The following is a 15,245-nucleotide window of genomic DNA, read 5'->3' on the forward strand; positions in this document are numbered from 1 at the left end:
ACCCGTTCCCATACCGAACACGGAAGTTAAGCTTCTCAGCGCCGATGGTAGTTGGGACATGCGTCCCTGTGAGAGTAGGACGTTGCCAGGCTATAGCCCCTTTGGGGCTATTATTTTGCCGAAAATTCATTATGGCCCCTTGGTCAAGCGGTTAAGACACCGCCCTTTCACGGCGGTAACACGGGTTCGAATCCCGTAGGGGTCACCATTTTGGAGGATTAGCTCAGCTGGGAGAGCATCTGCCTTACAAGCAGAGGGTCGGCGGTTCGATCCCGTCATCCTCCACCATAATTTTTTATAATACTTTTTGCCGGGGTAGCTCAATTGGTAGAGCACGAACGAATAAGCTCCCTGAATAAACATCAGCATACTGACCGAGCTGCTGCTTGCATAAGCTTTCTGAGGTCAGGATGACGGTAACAAAGACAGCGTAAACGAACTTAATATTTTTCTAAATTATACGCCGGGGTAGCTCAATTGGTAGAGCAACTGACTTGTAATCAGTAGGTTGGGGGTTCAAGTCCTCTCGCCGGCACCTTTTCTTTATTTTAGTACGAGCCATTAGCTCAGTTGGTAGAGCAGATTGCGGGCTTCATTGAATAAGCACCCGCGGGCAATCTGCGAGAAAGAACGAAAGTTCTTTTGAGCATCTGACTTACCACAATAAAAGATTAGTGAATCATTATAGTACGAGCCATTAGCTCAGTTGGTAGAGCATCTGACTTTTAATCAGAGGGTCGAAGGTTCGAGTCCTTCATGGCTCACCATAATAAGTTCCATTCTCTTTTTTTGCTTGTTTTATGCGGAAGTAGTTCAGTGGTAGAACACCACCTTGCCAAGGTGGGGGTCGCGGGTTCGAATCCCGTCTTCCGCTCTCTTTCAAGCCGGGGTGGCGGAACTGGCAGACGCACAGGACTTAAAATCCTGCGGTAGGTGACTACCGTACCGGTTCGATTCCGGTCCTCGGCACCATTTATAGAATAATGCGCCCGTAGCTCAATTGGATAGAGCGTCTGACTACGGATCAGAAGGTTGTGGATTCGACTTCTTCCGGGCGCGCCATATAAACGGGAAGTAGCTCAGCTTGGTAGAGCACTTGGTTTGGGACCAAGGGGTCGCAGGTTCGAATCCTGTCTTCCCGACCAGGAAGTTTACATTCACATTATGGGGCCTTAGCTCAGCTGGGAGAGCGCCTGCTTTGCACGCAGGAGGTCAGCGGTTCGATCCCGCTAGGCTCCATTGTTTTTTAAAAAATGGCGGTGTAGCTCAGCTGGCTAGAGCGTACGGTTCATACCCGTAAGGTCGGGGGTTCGATCCCCTCCGCCGCTATCGCATTAATGGACCTTTAGCTCAGCTGGTTAGAGCAGACGGCTCATAACCGTCCGGTCGTAGGTTCGAGTCCTACAGGGTCCATTTATATCTCATTTGGAGGAATACCCAAGTCTGGCTGAAGGGATCGGTCTTGAAAACCGACAGGCGGGTCAAACCGCGCGGGGGTTCGAATCCCTCTTCCTCCTCCATATTATTTTTAAGCTTTATAATTTCTATTGTCGCGGGGTGGAGCAACGAGCGTTGCTTCAATGAATAATCTGCGAGTTGTATCAATCGAGCTGCTGCTTGCATATGCTTTCTGAGATTGATACAGTCCATGGGTACATTGAGCATGGACAAAATTTAATATTTATTATTGTCGCGGGGTGGAGCAGTCTGGTAGCTCGTCGGGCTCATAACCCGAAGGTCGCAGGTTCAAATCCTGTCCCCGCAATTTGGTCTGGTAGTTCAGTTGGTTAGAATGCCTGCCTGTCACGCAGGAGGTCGCGGGTTCGAGTCCCGTCCAGACCGCCATTTTTTATTCCGGTATATTAAATGCCGTTGATATAGATTTTTTCTATGGCTCAGTAGCTCAGTCGGTAGAGCAGATTGCTTACATCACCGAAATTGCTTCTGCGGCAATCTGCGAGAAAGAACGAAAGTTCTTTTGAGCAAAGGATGATCCTAATAAAAGTTTAGGAGACTATATTAAAACGGCTCAGTAGCTCAGTCGGTAGAGCAAAGGACTGAAAATCCTTGTGTCGGCGGTTCGATTCCGTCCTGAGCCATCATTTACCTAATATGCTTTTCTTTTTTTTTATATATGGAGGGGTAGCGAAGTGGCTAAACGCGGCGGACTGTAAATCCGCTCCCTCAGGGTTCGGCGGTTCGAATCCGTCCCCCTCCACCATCATGGCGGTTGTGGCGAAGTGGTTAACGCACCTGATTGTGGTTCAGGCATTCGTGGGTTCGATTCCCATCAGCCGCCCCATTTTTATTCATGTTGGGCTATAACCAAGCAGTAAATAAAGCATCGTGGTTTGATTGCAGTATGCTTTGGTTCACGTTCAGATTGCCCAGCCAAAGTTAGGCAGCATAGCCAAGTGGTAAGGCAGAGGTCTGCAAAACCTTTATCCCCGGTTCAAATCCGGGTGTTGCCTCCAAATTTCTAGCATGCGGGTGTAGTTTAGTGGTAAAACCTCAGCCTTCCAAGCTGATGTTGTGAGTTCGATTCTCATCACCCGCTCCAAAATGTGGGCCTATAGCTCAGCTGGTTAGAGCGCACGCCTGATAAGCGTGAGGTCGATGGTTCGAGTCCATTTAGGCCCACCATATTATTCCGCAGTAGCTCAGTGGTAGAGCTATCGGCTGTTAACCGATCGGTCGTAGGTTCGAGTCCTACCTGCGGAGTCATTATTTTTAAAAGTAGAAGTAGAGAGCAAAGGTTCTCTGCTTTTTTTGTGTTGGTGCCTGTCATCCATTCAAACGTCCAAGTAGAAGGGCCCTACTTCGATGAAATGAAGAGTTCGATTCTCTCCCCCAATCCAGATATCGAAAAGGTGCCGGAAACGGAAACTTGGAACCAAGGGGACGGTTCTGGTGGCTTTTTGAACAAGAAAAAGTGAATGAAAAGACCTTAAGAACCGTCCCCAGGAGTCATTTTTGTGCCCAATTATCGATTTATTTTACACCGCTGCATGGATCGACATAATATTACTGTTCTTCCTTATATTTATTTAAGCAATTTTTACAAATACAATGTTTTCTTCGACTTTCCATTGGCACTAATTCGAAAATACCATTGGGGAATTCCTCCATATCACACCAGCAGTTACCGTGTTCTCCAGGACCTGTCATGCAATTGTTTTCCTCTCCACATATAGGACAATATTTATTCGCCAATTCCAATCCTCCCTAATTTCCTCATAATATATATAAATGTAGATTTCCAGCTCTGTAACGCATCCTTTAAATTTTTGAGCTTGTCGTTCTATGTTGTCTTTGCCCAAACGATTGATTAAATGATTTTTACGGAATTAGGGACTAAAATTAATGGGAAGCTGATCATCGTAATCATGCATCCCTAGTATTTATTTCCTTTAGTTGTTAAGGGTGGAAATTCTGTACTTTCTTCTCTAATCAATAATGTCAATTTTTATCTGATATCCTACATATGTCATTAGGTATTTACCTAACTCTTTCCAGCTGTAATTGTCTTCTGCCATTTGAATTACTGGTAGTTTTCCATTAGTTTGTTCATCTGACATATTTTACCATTACATGTATATGTTACTTTGCTTGGCTGCGGTCCCACAATACTCAGCTCCTTTTTCACAATTTCTATTCTATTATTTTAACCTTATGATACATTTTTTTGAAGGGTGATTTCGACCAGGGGTGACCAAGGGGACGGTTCTGTTGGTTTTTTTACCAATGAAAAAATCCAACAGAACCGTCCCTGAGGGTGGTTTTCTTTTTCCTTCCTTTTGTAGCAAGGAAAGAAGGTGATAATCTGGAAATATATCTGTTTATGCCCAAAACATTCTTTTTTATAACTTTTAGGATTTTACTTGATTGTCGATTCCAGCTGGAATTGTTTTTCGACGAAGGATGAAGATGATGCTAACGATGATGATAAACGGTACTCCAACTAGCCATGCGACCCGGAAGTCTGATGAAAAGGCCATCGTAATCAGAATAGCGCTTAATAGAATGATTCCAATCCACTGTAATAGCGGGAATAATGGGGCTTTTACAGGCAGTGGCTCTGGATGTTGTAAATGAACACTATTTCTAAAGTTTAGATGGCTTACTAAAATAATAATCCATACGAGGATTCCCCCGAATAATGCTACCCCAAAAAGATAGTTAAAAGCCATTGGGCTAAAGTAAGAAACAAGACTGGCAACCAAGACACCACCGCTAGAAGCTAGGATGGCATTCACAGGAGTGCCGGTTTTGTTTAAATTCCCTAGAGATTTCGGTGCGTAGTTCCCTCTTGAAAGCGAGAAAAGCATTCTGGAAGTGAGATAAAGATTTGTGTTCATGCTTGATAAGGCCGCCGTTAGGACGACAAAGTTCATGATTCCTGCCGCATAACGAATTCCGGAATTTTCAAAGACCTTCACAAAAGGACTTTGTTCCACTACCGTTGCACCGGCATGTGCCCAAGGGACGATGGCCAGGATAATGGCTAATGACAGAATATAAAAAAGGAATAAACGAATAATCATGGTTTTCATTGCTTTTGGGACTGCTTTTTGTGGATTTTTAGACTCACCAGCGGTAACTGCAATGATTTCTACCCCGTAAAAGGAGAAAATGGCCATGAGTACACCCATCCAAACCCCTTTAAACCCATGTGGAAAGAAACCTTGATTATCGGTATAATGACCAAAACCAACGGATTCCGAGTGTCCAATCCCAAATACAACGGAAATTCCAAAAATGATAAAGAGGATAATGGCTACCACTTTAATCATAGCAAACCAATATTCTATTGATCCAAAATTTCCTACAGAACGACTGTTAACATACAGAATAATGGCACCAAACCCAAGTGTCCAAAGCCAAATAGGAATCGAGGGGAACCAATATTGCATGTATATTCCCACTGCGACCGCTTCGCTGCCTATGGCGATTACTTGGGCAGCCCAATACATATAACGAACTAAGAATCCAACCCAAGAATTTAGATACATTTCAGCATATGTGCCAAAGGAGCCGGCTGTCGGATGAACAACCGCCATTTCTGATAGACTAAACATCATGATTACAGCAATACATGCCGTAATCACATAACTGATTAGAACTCCTGGCCCAGCATAGCCAATAGCAATCCCGCTTCCCATGAATAATCCAGTTCCGATTGCCCCGCCAATGGCAATCATCGTGAGTTGACGGTCGGTAAGCGCCCGTTGCAGACCCTCTTCTTGCTTTACTAAATGATCCTTCATAAACTTGCCCCCTCTTTTTTATATCGCCCGATAACGGATATCGATGAATCGACGCTTTTTCCTGCAATGATAATGCTTAAAAAAGTAAGAACGGTATGATCTAATCCATCTGTTAAAAAGGTCAAAAGAAGTACACAGCCATTTACGGCCATCATGGTTTTTCCGATTGTTATGAAGGGAAAATGCTTTGTAATCACAACACTGGCAATATCGAGTCCGCCCGTTGTGGCACCGGCTTGGATGACAATCCCAATCCCAATCCCTGAAAGTAATCCCCCTAAAATACACCCAATAATAGGTGAAGGAAGGGTAGGTATTGTTGATAAAACGGCTAAAAAGAGAGAAAGTGCTCCCATTCCAATCAAACTAAAAAAGGCAAAGGAGGAACCGATGGAACGGTATCCGATTAAAAATAATGGAATGTTGAGTATAAAATAGACAAGTCCTAAGGGGGAATGCAGGAAGTTGGCCAAGATCACGGCAATTCCCCCCAATCCCGGTGCCGTTATGCCATTTGGTTTTTGAAAAACATAATAAGCAGCAGCTACAAGGAAAGTGCCTATAAAAATCGCTGCGATTTTTTTACTTTGTAATAAGAGCATGGGCAATCGCCTCAATGGTCCGGATAATTTCTTCTTCTGTGTTATAAAAATGCGGAGCGATTCTAAGTACATCATTACGGGCTGATACAATGATTCCTTGGGATTTCAAGTGACCTTCTAAATAGGCAGCATTTTTCACCCGAATAGCGGTAGTGCTTCCCTTTTGCGCAGTATCTAAAGGACTAGCGATTTCGAGTTGGTGTTTTTGAGCGGTTTCTAGACAGACCTTAGATAAATGCTGTAAATACGTTTCAATCCGTTCGACGCCAATGTCATTAAGGAGGGAAATGCTTGCATGGGCGGCATAAGCATTGATCATGGGCGGTGTTCCTGTATCAAACCTTCGCGCACCATCTGCATAGTCTAAAACTTGATTTGTAAAAGCAAATGGATTTTTCCGGCTAAACCATCCTGTTGTCAGTGGTTCTAATTGATTGGCCAGTTCTTTTTTTACATATATAAAGGCAATTCCGGGAACTCCAAGTAAAAACTTCTGGGCTCCTGCCACGAGCGCATCCACATTACTATCTTTGACATCGATCGAGACACTTCCGGCGGACTGGTAGGCATCGACAAATACGTAGGACCCTTTACTGCGAGCGAGGGAAGAAAGCGATTTCAAATTCTGCTTAAAGCCGTTATAATAGGACACATGTGGGATGGACGTAACAAGTGTTTGGCTGTCAATCGCTGTTTCGTAGGATTCAAATGAAATTGTTTGATCCTCTTCCACAGGGATAAAGGTTACTTGTGCGTTTCTCCTTTCGTGAGAAAGCCAAACATGTCCAATGCAAGGAAAATCAATATCTGTGGTGACGACTTTATTTCGCTCAGCTGTAAAGGAAAGGGCACCGGCAAAAGCAGAGGCTGCGTCAGACACACTAGATAAAACAGCAATCTCTTCGGGATCGGCATTAATTAATGCAGCAAACTCATTTTTAGCATCTTGAACCCGCTCCATCCAGCCCATCCAATCCATGCCATTTTCCGTCCAGCTTTCAAGATACTTATTTATGGCATCTTTCACTGGCAAGCTGATCGCACTTTGTGAACAACTGGATAAATGGATGGTATTTGCTAATGTTGGAAAAAGCTTTCGTTGTTCTTTAAAAGGATGATTCATTACTTTTCTTCCTTTCTATCAGTCTGGTTAAAGGAGGCGCGCACATGAATTTATGGGTTGAGAAAGGGATGTGGGAACCTGATATCTTTAAGCAAAAAGGGACGCTCAAGTCTTACCCAAAGGGTACCTGCCTATTTATGGAAGACCAGCCCTTATCGGATGTTTATTTCATTCTAGCAGGGCGTATAAGAGCCTACCTGCTGTCTCCTTCCGGCGAAGAACGGCATTTGTTTGTTGTCGGAGCGAAATCACTCATTGGTGAATGCAATGTTTGGACTACGAAAATATATCCGTATAGTGCTGCTGCATCAACGAATATAGAAGTTATTAGAATTCCCCGAGCTATATTCCAAGAAACAGTCAGGGCAAGTCCAAGCCTTTTTGAACATGCATTGCAATCCATGAGCCAAAAACAAAATGCCTTGCTGGTCCAAACCCAATTAATGAGCTTTTCCAAAATAGAGGAACGAGTTATGTTTGTGCTCGTGCAGCTGGCAGAAACATTTGGAGAAAGAACAGGAGATTGTGTTTTCATCACCATCCCATTTACCCATCTAGAACTTTCTCAGGTTGTCGGCTCCTCAAGAGTAAGCGTCTCTAACGTCATGCTTTCCCTGCAAGAAAAGGGAATTGTCAGTAAAGTAAATAAGCAATACCTCATTCATTCAATGGACGCTCTCAAACTTTTAACCTACGATAAGTTTAATGTTTAAAACAATTAAGTTCTGTAAAACGTTTTACAAAATGTTTGAATTCAGTGAATATTTTGCGCTTTGGAGCTGAAATGAGTAAAGTTTATGGAAGTGAATTCGGTATCGAGTTTAGAAAAACTTGGCAAAGGGATAAAAAGAAGCCAAAACAGTGAAATAAGCTGTTTTGGCTTTGTCATTTTTCTTATATTAAACTATTTAAAAAACCCAGCTGGCGGCAACTGATACGCTGCAACAATTGTCTTCGATTGTGTATAGTTATCCAATGCTTCCTTACTATATTCCCGGCCGACGCCACTGTTCTTAAAGCCGCCGAATGGTGCGCCGGACTGGAAGTTAAAGTACTGATTAATCCAAACACTTCCTGCCTGCAGTTTATTCGCAGTGTCTAAAGCATTTTCAAGATCGTTTGTCATAATACCTGCCGCGAGACCGTAGTCAACATCATTTGCCATCCTGATGACATCATCGATATCGCTCCATCGTGTAACCGTGGCGGCAGGTCCAAAAATTTCCTCTTGGGCAATTCTCATCTCACTCGTAGCTTCAATGATGGTTGGCTCAATAAAATAGCCATATTCGTTACCTGGAACCGTAACACGATTGCCACCATAGAGGATTTTAGCGCCTTCTTCTTTAGCGATCTCGAAATAGCCGAGTACACTCTTACCTTGTTTCTCATTAATCAGAGCACTTACTCTTGTGGATCGGTCCGTCGGGTCACCAATTTTTACTTCTTTTGCTCTGGCAATTAATTTTTCTACAAACTCGTCATAAATGTCCTCATGGATGAAGAGACGCGTTCCAAGAATACAGCTTTGTCCGTTAAAGAAGGTGTATCCGAGTGTTGCATTTTCCACTGCACGATCAATATCTACGTCTGGAAAAACAATGTGCGGGGCTTTCCCGCCAAGTTCCAGGGTGACTGGCAGGATTCTTTCTCCAGCTGTTTTACCAACTAAACGCCCAACATCAACACTTCCAGTGAAGGCGAGCTTGTGTACATCCGGATGATCGATCAGTGCTTGGCCTGCTTCCGTTCCGTAACCTGGAACAATATTCACGACACCTTTTGGCAGAACTTCTTGTAAAAGTTTAGCAAATTCCATCGTGGAAAGGCTCGCATCTTCTGCAGGTTTTAATACGACCGTGTTTCCTGCGGCAAGCGCCGGAGCCAGCTTAAAGGAAACCATTATCATCGGTACGTTCCAAGGAATAATTTGCGCACAAACGCCAAGAGCCTCTTTCTTAACAATTAAATGTCCGTTTTGAACAGGTCTCGAGGCGCCTTCATATGTTAAGATTGCAGAAGCGAAATAGCGAAATTGATAGATTGCTAGCTGGTAATCCAGGTCGAATTCATGAATCGGACGGCCCGTGTCCAGACATTCAATCATTTTAAGACGGTCTTGGTTTGCTTCTAGTACATCAGCAACTTTATGAAGTAAAGCGGATCGCTCTTCGATCAGCGTAGTAGACCATCCTTTAAATGCTTCGTTCGCAGCTGTTACTGCCCGGTCAATCTCTTCTTTTCCGCATCTGGCGATTTTTGACAGTAATTTTCCGTTTGCTGCGTTGATAGCATCAATATAACCATTGGACGGCTCTACGAATTCACCATTAATAAACGCGCCGTACGTTTCGTCAAGCTTAAGGTCTACCGTCACTTTTTCACTAGTTGTTTCCATTACAATACCCTCCAATTATTATGATATATCCTCAAAAAAATGAGTGACTTGACACTTGCAATCAAATTGTCGTTAAAGTGTATTACTCTTTTTCAACCAACGCGATAACTCGGACAGGGCTGCCACTGCCTTTTTCAATTTTTAATGGATTCACGATTAGAATCGCGCCTTTTGCTGGCAGTTGATCCACATTTGTCAATTGAGCGAGACCGTATTTATTTGCTTTGTGCATATAATAGTGATTAGGGAAGGGGGGATTAAATGCGCCAGCAATCCCTGCATCTGTCCCGACGGTTTCCACGCCAACCCCTAGAATATCCCGTTCCTCGGCAAGAAAGATCGAGGCTTCCTTCGTAATTCCAGGCGTATGCGGCAGACCATCTTCGCCAATGTTATAAAATTTTTCGTGATCGTCTACAAAATTAGCCCATCCCGTATGAATTAGTACCCATGAATGTTTAGGAATTTCTCCATGCTGTTCTTCAAAACGTTGAATATCAGCCACTGAAAGACAATAATCCGGATTTTCTGAGACTTCTTTCCTTATATCGATGACGCAGGCTTCGCCAATCATGTTATTTAACGGCATTGTATCTACGGAATCATGATCCCTGCCCGAAATCCAATGGACGGGGGCATCAAAATGTGTGCCGCAATGTTCCCCCGCAACAAAGTCATTCCAATAAAAATCAGGGCCTTTTTCATCAAAATTGGATAACGGTTTAAGCTTAAATCCCCCTGTATTCGCAAATGGTTCTGGCAGCTTCATGACAGGTGTTTTTTCATTCAAAATCTGGGATAGATCCACCACTTTGATTCGTTCACTAAGGAGCCCGTTTAGCACTTCACCTAAAATAGTTGTTTTTACACTCATATTGTTTCTACCTCCATTTTTACTTTTTCATCTTCACTTGAATAAACATGAGGTATATAAACATCTACTACAGTCGTGCGCCCTTCTTTCACAAGTTGCATGGCTTTTTTTAGGGCATCTTTTAGTTCGGAGCGTTCCTTCACAGTTATCGGATAGACATCGCCAGCGGCTTCGGCAATTTTTGCCAAATTGGCTGGCGGATCAAAATTCACAAAAAATTGGTCGGTTTCATTGGCTATACCATGTGGATGAACACCCAAGGTTGATTGTTTTGGGGCTTTCCAGCCACGGTTATTGTAGATGACCGTTAAAAACGGGGTGTTATATCTTTTTGCCATCCAATGGACAGTAGATGGAATACTGAATAAATAGGAACCGTCTCCCGTAAGACTAACAATGGTTTTATCAGGTTTGGCTAATTTCATTCCGATGGCTGCGCCGCCATTCCAACCTAAAGAACCAGCACCGCTTCCATAATATGAACCTGGTGTATTTACTTCAATATGATTAGAAATGACTCCATAATTTGTGATGCCCTCATTCAAAACAATCGTATCTTCATCGATTACTTCTCTTATACAAGCAGTAAGGAACTCGGGGGTAATGACATCACTTTCTACCTGCTCGATCCGGCGTTTTTCTTCCCATTGACCATTATGAATGTCAGAGAACTTCTTCCAGCGCTTAGCCACTATGTCTTCGTCTACATCGCTGCTATTTTCTAAAGATTGGTTTATTTGCTGAAGAGCCACATTTGAATCTGCTTTAAAGAACCGCTTGGAAGGGATATACCACAATGGCATTTGTTCTTTCAACGGATCCACGTCGATATAATATACTGTTGCCTTTTCAGACGGTTTATTTTTCATTGGGATCCAGGGGACATCACTATCTACTACAAGGACAAAATCTGATTCAGCGAGTAATTCGTTTTGATTCTCCGTATTCCAATAGGAACCGCAATGCATTGGGTGGTCAGCTGGAAAATTCATTTGATGTGGTATCGATTCAATGACAGGAATGGCTAAACGCTCGCTTAAACGGACAAGCTGGCTGACCGCTTCCGGGTTTCTACCTAGATAGGATGTGACAATAAGTGGATTTTTGGCTGCGATTAAATCATTCGTTAATTCTGTCACTTGTTGGGGAGGAATAGCACTTGGTGAGATCGGTTCCCAAAGTTCTTTATTAATCGTGACAGGTTCAGCCTTTGCTTCCATAGCCTCCCGTGGACCCATTAGATAAACCGGCCCCATTGGGTCGCTTTTGGCAATTTGCAGGGCACGATGGACAAGCTGCTTCACATTGGCACCTGTGCGGATTTCATTATCATATTTTGTATATCCGCGCACAATGCCGCGTTGATCAAAGACATCCTGAATCCAGTGGATGAATTCATTCCTGCTCCCAGTTAACTCGTTTTCTTGTGTGTATGGTGAAGCACCGGCAAAAATTAATACGGGAACCCTGCTTTTGGCTGCGTTATGGATCGCCCCTCCAAGGTTTTGCGTTCCACACTCTACATGAACCATAACTGCTTGAGGTTTACCCGTCGCCTGGGCATAACCATGTGCGGCACTTAAAGCGACAAATTCGTGAGGGCAGGTGATGACGGTTGGCAATTTCGTATTTTCTTTTTTCGCCGCTGCTAAACTCTCAATGATTGCTGGGTGATCACTTCCTAAATTGGCAAAAATATAGGAAACACCCGCTTCTTGTAATGCTTCTAAAAATGCAGTACTCGTTGTATACAATACAAGTCCTCCTTTTTATGGAAATGTGTATATGATTATTTTATAACTGCAATCCGTCTTCCGTTGTTAACGAGTTAACATACCTGTCTTTATTTGTTAACGTTTACAAAAATATGTTACTATTAGAAAAAATAACTTCCCTATATTTTCATAGAGAGAGGAGAAGGAAACTTGATGGACAATAAACGATTCAGCTGGGAAAGTTATGGACAACTTCTTCACCTTCCAAGCAATTCACTATTATTTAGACAGGGTGATCTTGGTACAGGATTCTATTACTTAAAAGAGGGAGAAATCAAAATCAGCATCGTTAGTGACAATGGGGACGAACGGCTCATCGATTATTGCTATCCTGGAGAGCTAATAGGTGAACATGGTATCCATGAATCTTCTTATCTCACTACAGCAGAAACAACAATAGATTCTCGTTTATATTATTTCTCCCTAAAAAGCTTTTCAGATTTATGTACAAACGTTCCGGAAGCAGCTGAGGATATCAGTCTATCTCTTACTTCAAAAGTTCGAATGTTAATGGACATAAAATCCATTTTAAATGCCCCTGTTGAAGTTCAACTAGCACATTTGTTTAATCGGTTCTATGAAAAAACAGGAAAAAGTGAAATTCCCTTAAGCCAAACCACTATATCTAATTTTGTTGGTATGTCACGTGTGACGGTATGGAAAAAATTAAAAGAGTGGAGAAGGGAAAATATCATCACAATCAGTGATCGAATCATTTACTTACATGATATAGAAAAAATTAGACACAAGTTAAAACTATTTATTTAAACCTTTTTTTTAAGAAATATCTGCTATTTCCTTTAGACCTTGGGGATTGAGGACGGTTATATTCTTATTTTCTACTAAAATGTATTGATTCTCCCACTTTTTGAAGAGTTTGTATATGGTAATCCTTGTTAACCCAGTGTATTTAGAAAGATCTTGTTGTGTCAACGGAATCCTGTTGTTGTTATATTGCTTCCTAATTTTTAAAATGCAGCGAGCCAAAAGCTGCTCGGCAGGCAGAGAATGAATTAGAATATTGTTTAATAGGAGCCCTATTTTTTTTCCGAGAGAATGATAAAATAATAATCTTAGTTCATGATCATCCTTCATCAAACCCTTAATTGTACTGTATGGAAGGAAATACACCACAGAATCCTCAAAAGCCCGTGCTGTTGAAAAATAGGGCTGTCTATCAACCGTTTGCTCACCAAACACCTGGCCTTCCGTTATAATATCTATGATTTGATCCTTTCCAGCAAACGCGCTGGTATATATTTTAACGACTCCCTTTTGCAAAAAGTAAAATCCTTCTTCTCCACATGAGTCTTCTTTGAAAATGATTGAATTTCTTTTAAAAAACATTCTTTGTCCATATTTAAGATAATGTGTCCAATTTTTTTGTTTAGGTTTAAGGATCAACATAGTATCTCCACCTTTCGTTAACCGGCACGGAATCAATCAATCTGACTGTCTATAATAAATTGAAATAAAATGAAAAGGGCTAAGTCCTATAAATATGAATATACTTATAGTTCAGCCCTATCAAACTTTTAAATTTCTCCGTTTCTATTTTTCGGTATAAATAAAATCGATAACGCAGCCATGATACCCGCAAAAGCAAAGACATAAAAGTTCGTCGAGAGTTTAAAATTCCAGGACATAAATAATCCAACCAGAATGGGTGCTAAAATAGCTCCAATCCTGCCAAACCCAAGTGCCCATCCTAAAGCTGTACCCCGGTTTCCCGCGTCAAAGTATTTTGAAATATACGCATTTAGGATTAACGTGGTACCAATCGTCCCAAAACCTGCGAATCCAACAAGGCAATAAACGATAATCATCGATGACTTTATGCTTAATAATGAAATGGAAATACCCGCAAGTAAATAGGAAATACTGATGACTTTTTTTGAACCCCAGCGATCTGCTGCAACACCAGCTAAAAGGGATCCCGCAACGGCTGAAAGATTGAGCATTAACAAAAGTCCGAGACTTGAACCAAGTGGATACCCGGCTTCCCTCATCATTTTAGGCAGCCATGTTGTCAATCCATAAATCATAAACAAGCCCAAAAAGAAGGTAACCCAGAAAAACATGGTTGCCCGAATATTCTGTCTCGAAAAAAGTGTTGCAACCCTATTCGTTTTTCTTTTCGTTTCCTGCTTTTTATTCAATTGACTTTCCTTTATCGATTCAATGGAGATCTTATAGCGGTTCGCAAGACGCGTTGCCTCTGCGTGTCTGCCTTTCGCTACAAGAAAATCAATGGATTCAGGCAAAAATTTAATCATGAAAGGAACAGCAAGAATCGGTGCTGCACCAACAAAAAACATTAATCGCCAGCCATATTCGCCAAGGAAAAACATGGAGACTAAGGCTGAGAAAACACCGCCAAATGCGTATCCTGTATACATCATCGCATACATCAGGGACCTGCGTTTAAGAGGGGAATATTCAATGGTTAAGGCAGATGCTGTTGGAATGATCCCACCGCATCCAATCCCTCCAATAAAACGGAATAATCCGAATAGTTCAGGAGAGGGTGCCATTGCCGCGAAAACCATCATGACAGAAAATAGCGATAGACAAATGATCATAATCTTTTTCCGCCCCAAAATGTCAGTAATAGTCCCTACAGACACCGCCCCTATTAACATTCCAATGAGGGCATAGCTTCCGATAGAACCTGCCGCTGCCGGAGATAAGGACCATGCTGGGTCGTCCATTAATGTTGGAAGGACAGCACCATAGATTGCCAAGTCATAACCTTCTGCAAACATGCCAAACCAACAGATCATTACCACAAGGAAAGTAATGCCGGGAATTGCTTTATTTTCATTAGTAAGTCCATTTTGAAAACCTGTAGGGCTTTTCGAATATCCATCTTTAGCATGTGAAGTTTGGCTCATAAAAACATCTCCTTTGATCATAAACTTTTTCTTATCGTTAAGTTTTTCGTAATCTTGACCCAGATGTCGAATTTGTGAATCCGCTTACATTTATCGCTGTGAACTTAGCTCTTGATATCCTCCTTCCATAAAAAAGAAATCGTATTGTAATATCACAGAAGATTGGAATTATTCTTTCATTATAATTCCAAATTAGTAGTATAACTGTTAACGGGTTAACATGTTTTCCGTATTGTTATCTGAACCATGGGGACGGTTCTGGTGGTTTTTTTAACAATGAAAAAAGCCATGAGAACCGTCCCCATGGCACCT

The 15,245-nt window shown here is 42.1% G+C and carries 12 protein-coding genes, 21 tRNA genes and 1 rRNA gene; 24 read left to right on the forward strand and 10 right to left on the reverse strand.

Annotated elements, in window-relative coordinates; translation table 11 throughout:
• The 22 genes from rrf to ACIQXV_RS00110 form a co-directional block, all read left to right on the forward strand.
• Nucleotides 1–91, forward strand: a 5S ribosomal RNA gene (gene rrf / locus ACIQXV_RS00005); the annotation flags it as partial.
• A 42-nt stretch (nt 92–133) separates the two neighbouring features.
• Nucleotides 134–208 (forward strand) — tRNA-Glu (locus ACIQXV_RS00010).
• 4 nt (nt 209–212) lie between these two features.
• Nucleotides 213–288: transfer RNA gene (locus ACIQXV_RS00015), tRNA-Val, on the forward strand.
• Between the two features lie 174 nt (nt 289–462).
• A tRNA-Thr gene (locus tag ACIQXV_RS00020) sits at nt 463–535 on the forward strand.
• A gap of 156 nt (nt 536–691) precedes the next feature.
• Nucleotides 692–767: transfer RNA gene (locus ACIQXV_RS00025), tRNA-Lys, on the forward strand.
• Nucleotides 768–802: 35 nt separating this feature from the next.
• Nucleotides 803–874 (forward strand) — tRNA-Gly (locus ACIQXV_RS00030).
• 9 nt (nt 875–883) lie between these two features.
• Nucleotides 884–972 (forward strand) — tRNA-Leu (locus ACIQXV_RS00035).
• Between the two features lie 13 nt (nt 973–985).
• A tRNA-Arg gene (locus tag ACIQXV_RS00040) sits at nt 986–1,062 on the forward strand.
• A gap of 6 nt (nt 1,063–1,068) precedes the next feature.
• A tRNA-Pro gene (locus ACIQXV_RS00045) sits at nt 1,069–1,145 on the forward strand.
• A 21-nt stretch (nt 1,146–1,166) separates the two neighbouring features.
• Nucleotides 1,167–1,239, forward strand: a tRNA-Ala gene (locus tag ACIQXV_RS00050).
• 16 nt (nt 1,240–1,255) lie between these two features.
• Nucleotides 1,256–1,329, forward strand: a tRNA-Met gene (locus ACIQXV_RS00055).
• Between the two features lie 10 nt (nt 1,330–1,339).
• Nucleotides 1,340–1,413, forward strand: a tRNA-Ile gene (locus ACIQXV_RS00060).
• A 14-nt stretch (nt 1,414–1,427) separates the two neighbouring features.
• Nucleotides 1,428–1,520, forward strand: a tRNA-Ser gene (locus ACIQXV_RS00065).
• 171 nt (nt 1,521–1,691) lie between these two features.
• Nucleotides 1,692–1,765 (forward strand) — tRNA-Met (locus tag ACIQXV_RS00070).
• Between the two features lie 3 nt (nt 1,766–1,768).
• Nucleotides 1,769–1,845: transfer RNA gene (locus tag ACIQXV_RS00075), tRNA-Asp, on the forward strand.
• Between the two features lie 181 nt (nt 1,846–2,026).
• Nucleotides 2,027–2,099, forward strand: a tRNA-Phe gene (locus ACIQXV_RS00080).
• Nucleotides 2,100–2,136: 37 nt separating this feature from the next.
• Nucleotides 2,137–2,221, forward strand: a tRNA-Tyr gene (locus ACIQXV_RS00085).
• A 5-nt stretch (nt 2,222–2,226) separates the two neighbouring features.
• Nucleotides 2,227–2,302: transfer RNA gene (locus tag ACIQXV_RS00090), tRNA-His, on the forward strand.
• A 98-nt stretch (nt 2,303–2,400) separates the two neighbouring features.
• A tRNA-Cys gene (locus tag ACIQXV_RS00095) sits at nt 2,401–2,474 on the forward strand.
• A gap of 12 nt (nt 2,475–2,486) precedes the next feature.
• Nucleotides 2,487–2,560, forward strand: a tRNA-Gly gene (locus tag ACIQXV_RS00100).
• Nucleotides 2,561–2,566: 6 nt separating this feature from the next.
• Nucleotides 2,567–2,643: transfer RNA gene (locus tag ACIQXV_RS00105), tRNA-Ile, on the forward strand.
• Between the two features lie 6 nt (nt 2,644–2,649).
• Nucleotides 2,650–2,721, forward strand: a tRNA-Asn gene (locus tag ACIQXV_RS00110).
• 303 nt (nt 2,722–3,024) lie between these two features.
• On the opposite strand, the gene ACIQXV_RS00115 is transcribed toward ACIQXV_RS00110, so the two are convergent.
• From ACIQXV_RS00115 to ACIQXV_RS00130, 5 genes are all read right to left on the reverse strand, one after another.
• Complete coding sequence (locus tag ACIQXV_RS00115) at nt 3,025–3,213, reverse strand: cysteine-rich CWC family protein (protein WP_402954208.1); 189 nt, start codon at nt 3,211–3,213, stop codon at nt 3,025–3,027.
• 233 nt (nt 3,214–3,446) lie between these two features.
• A complete protein-coding gene (locus ACIQXV_RS29780) occupies nt 3,447–3,578 on the reverse strand; it encodes a DUF7713 domain-containing protein (RefSeq protein WP_483874201.1) in 132 nt (43 codons plus the stop codon).
• Between the two features lie 291 nt (nt 3,579–3,869).
• Nucleotides 3,870–5,267, reverse strand: a complete 1,398-nt coding sequence (locus ACIQXV_RS00120; protein ID WP_402954211.1) for an amino acid permease — start codon at nt 5,265–5,267, stop codon at nt 3,870–3,872.
• The gene (locus ACIQXV_RS00125; protein WP_402954214.1) at nt 5,264–5,869 is read right to left on the reverse strand and encodes a YitT family protein; all 606 of its coding nucleotides are present in this window, start codon (nt 5,867–5,869) and stop codon (nt 5,264–5,266) included. Before ACIQXV_RS00125 ends, ACIQXV_RS00120 begins: the two co-directional genes overlap by 4 nt.
• Nucleotides 5,850–6,992, reverse strand: coding sequence for an aminotransferase class V-fold PLP-dependent enzyme (locus tag ACIQXV_RS00130; RefSeq protein WP_402954217.1), 1,143 nt, complete (start codon nt 6,990–6,992; stop codon nt 5,850–5,852). Before ACIQXV_RS00130 ends, ACIQXV_RS00125 begins: the two co-directional genes overlap by 20 nt.
• 44 nt (nt 6,993–7,036) lie before the next feature.
• Here ACIQXV_RS00130 and ACIQXV_RS00135 point away from each other — a divergent pair, with 44 nt between their 5' ends.
• Nucleotides 7,037–7,705 (forward strand): Crp/Fnr family transcriptional regulator, encoded by a 669-nt coding sequence (locus ACIQXV_RS00135; protein ID WP_402954220.1) that lies wholly within the window; start codon nt 7,037–7,039, stop codon nt 7,703–7,705.
• A 191-nt stretch (nt 7,706–7,896) separates the two neighbouring features.
• Here the strand turns inward: ACIQXV_RS00135 and ACIQXV_RS00140 are convergent, their stop codons facing one another.
• The 3 genes from ACIQXV_RS00140 to ACIQXV_RS00150 all read right to left on the reverse strand — a co-directional run bounded on the left by ACIQXV_RS00140 (nt 7,897) and on the right by ACIQXV_RS00150 (nt 12,018).
• A complete protein-coding gene (locus tag ACIQXV_RS00140) occupies nt 7,897–9,390 on the reverse strand; it encodes an aldehyde dehydrogenase family protein (RefSeq protein WP_402954223.1) in 1,494 nt (497 codons plus the stop codon).
• A gap of 82 nt (nt 9,391–9,472) precedes the next feature.
• On the reverse strand, nt 9,473–10,264 hold the full coding sequence (locus ACIQXV_RS00145) for a cyclase family protein (protein WP_402954226.1): 792 nt from the start codon (nt 10,262–10,264) through the stop codon (nt 9,473–9,475).
• Nucleotides 10,261–12,018 (reverse strand): thiamine pyrophosphate-requiring protein, encoded by a 1,758-nt coding sequence (locus ACIQXV_RS00150; protein WP_402954229.1) that lies wholly within the window; start codon nt 12,016–12,018, stop codon nt 10,261–10,263. The genes ACIQXV_RS00145 and ACIQXV_RS00150 overlap by 4 nt, the downstream gene beginning before the upstream one ends.
• A 174-nt stretch (nt 12,019–12,192) precedes the next feature.
• On the opposite strand from ACIQXV_RS00150, the gene ACIQXV_RS00155 reads away from it, so the two are divergent.
• Nucleotides 12,193–12,807 carry a Crp/Fnr family transcriptional regulator gene (locus ACIQXV_RS00155; protein ID WP_402954232.1) on the forward strand — a complete coding sequence of 205 codons (615 nt, stop codon included), beginning with the start codon at nt 12,193–12,195 and terminating at the stop codon, nt 12,805–12,807.
• A 9-nt stretch (nt 12,808–12,816) separates the two neighbouring features.
• Here ACIQXV_RS00155 and ACIQXV_RS00160 read toward each other — a convergent pair whose 3' ends face one another.
• Both ACIQXV_RS00160 and ACIQXV_RS00165 read right to left on the reverse strand, forming a co-directional pair.
• The gene (locus ACIQXV_RS00160; protein WP_402954234.1) at nt 12,817–13,446 is read right to left on the reverse strand and encodes a Crp/Fnr family transcriptional regulator; all 630 of its coding nucleotides are present in this window, start codon (nt 13,444–13,446) and stop codon (nt 12,817–12,819) included.
• A gap of 128 nt (nt 13,447–13,574) precedes the next feature.
• Entirely contained in the window at nt 13,575–14,933 is a 1,359-nt protein-coding gene (locus tag ACIQXV_RS00165) for an MFS transporter (RefSeq protein WP_402954237.1), read from the reverse strand.
• Nucleotides 14,934–15,245: the final 312 nt, after the last annotated feature.

Origin of the sequence: Neobacillus sp. NPDC097160, assembly GCF_044762155.1 — a bacterium.
Lineage (GTDB): Bacteria > Bacillota > Bacilli > Bacillales > Cytobacillaceae > Neobacillus.

What these genes read in the sequence shown, in the direction of transcription:
- ACIQXV_RS29780 (WP_483874201.1), bottom strand. Translation starts at nt 3,578, where the DNA reads ATGTCAGATGAACAAACTAATGGAAAACTACCAGTAATTCAAATGGCA.
- ACIQXV_RS00120 (WP_402954211.1), bottom strand. Translation starts at nt 5,267, where the DNA reads ATGAAGGATCATTTAGTAAAGCAAGAAGAGGGTCTGCAACGGGCGCTT.
- ACIQXV_RS00125 (WP_402954214.1), bottom strand. Translation starts at nt 5,869, where the DNA reads ATGCTCTTATTACAAAGTAAAAAAATCGCAGCGATTTTTATAGGCACT.
- ACIQXV_RS00130 (WP_402954217.1), bottom strand. Translation starts at nt 6,992, where the DNA reads ATGAATCATCCTTTTAAAGAACAACGAAAGCTTTTTCCAACATTAGCA.
- ACIQXV_RS00135 (WP_402954220.1), top strand. Translation starts at nt 7,037, where the DNA reads ATGAATTTATGGGTTGAGAAAGGGATGTGGGAACCTGATATCTTTAAG.
- ACIQXV_RS00140 (WP_402954223.1), bottom strand. Translation starts at nt 9,390, where the DNA reads ATGGAAACAACTAGTGAAAAAGTGACGGTAGACCTTAAGCTTGACGAA.
- ACIQXV_RS00145 (WP_402954226.1), bottom strand. Translation starts at nt 10,264, where the DNA reads ATGAGTGTAAAAACAACTATTTTAGGTGAAGTGCTAAACGGGCTCCTT.
- ACIQXV_RS00155 (WP_402954232.1), top strand. Translation starts at nt 12,193, where the DNA reads ATGGACAATAAACGATTCAGCTGGGAAAGTTATGGACAACTTCTTCAC.
- ACIQXV_RS00160 (WP_402954234.1), bottom strand. Translation starts at nt 13,446, where the DNA reads ATGTTGATCCTTAAACCTAAACAAAAAAATTGGACACATTATCTTAAA.
- ACIQXV_RS00165 (WP_402954237.1), bottom strand. Translation starts at nt 14,933, where the DNA reads ATGAGCCAAACTTCACATGCTAAAGATGGATATTCGAAAAGCCCTACA.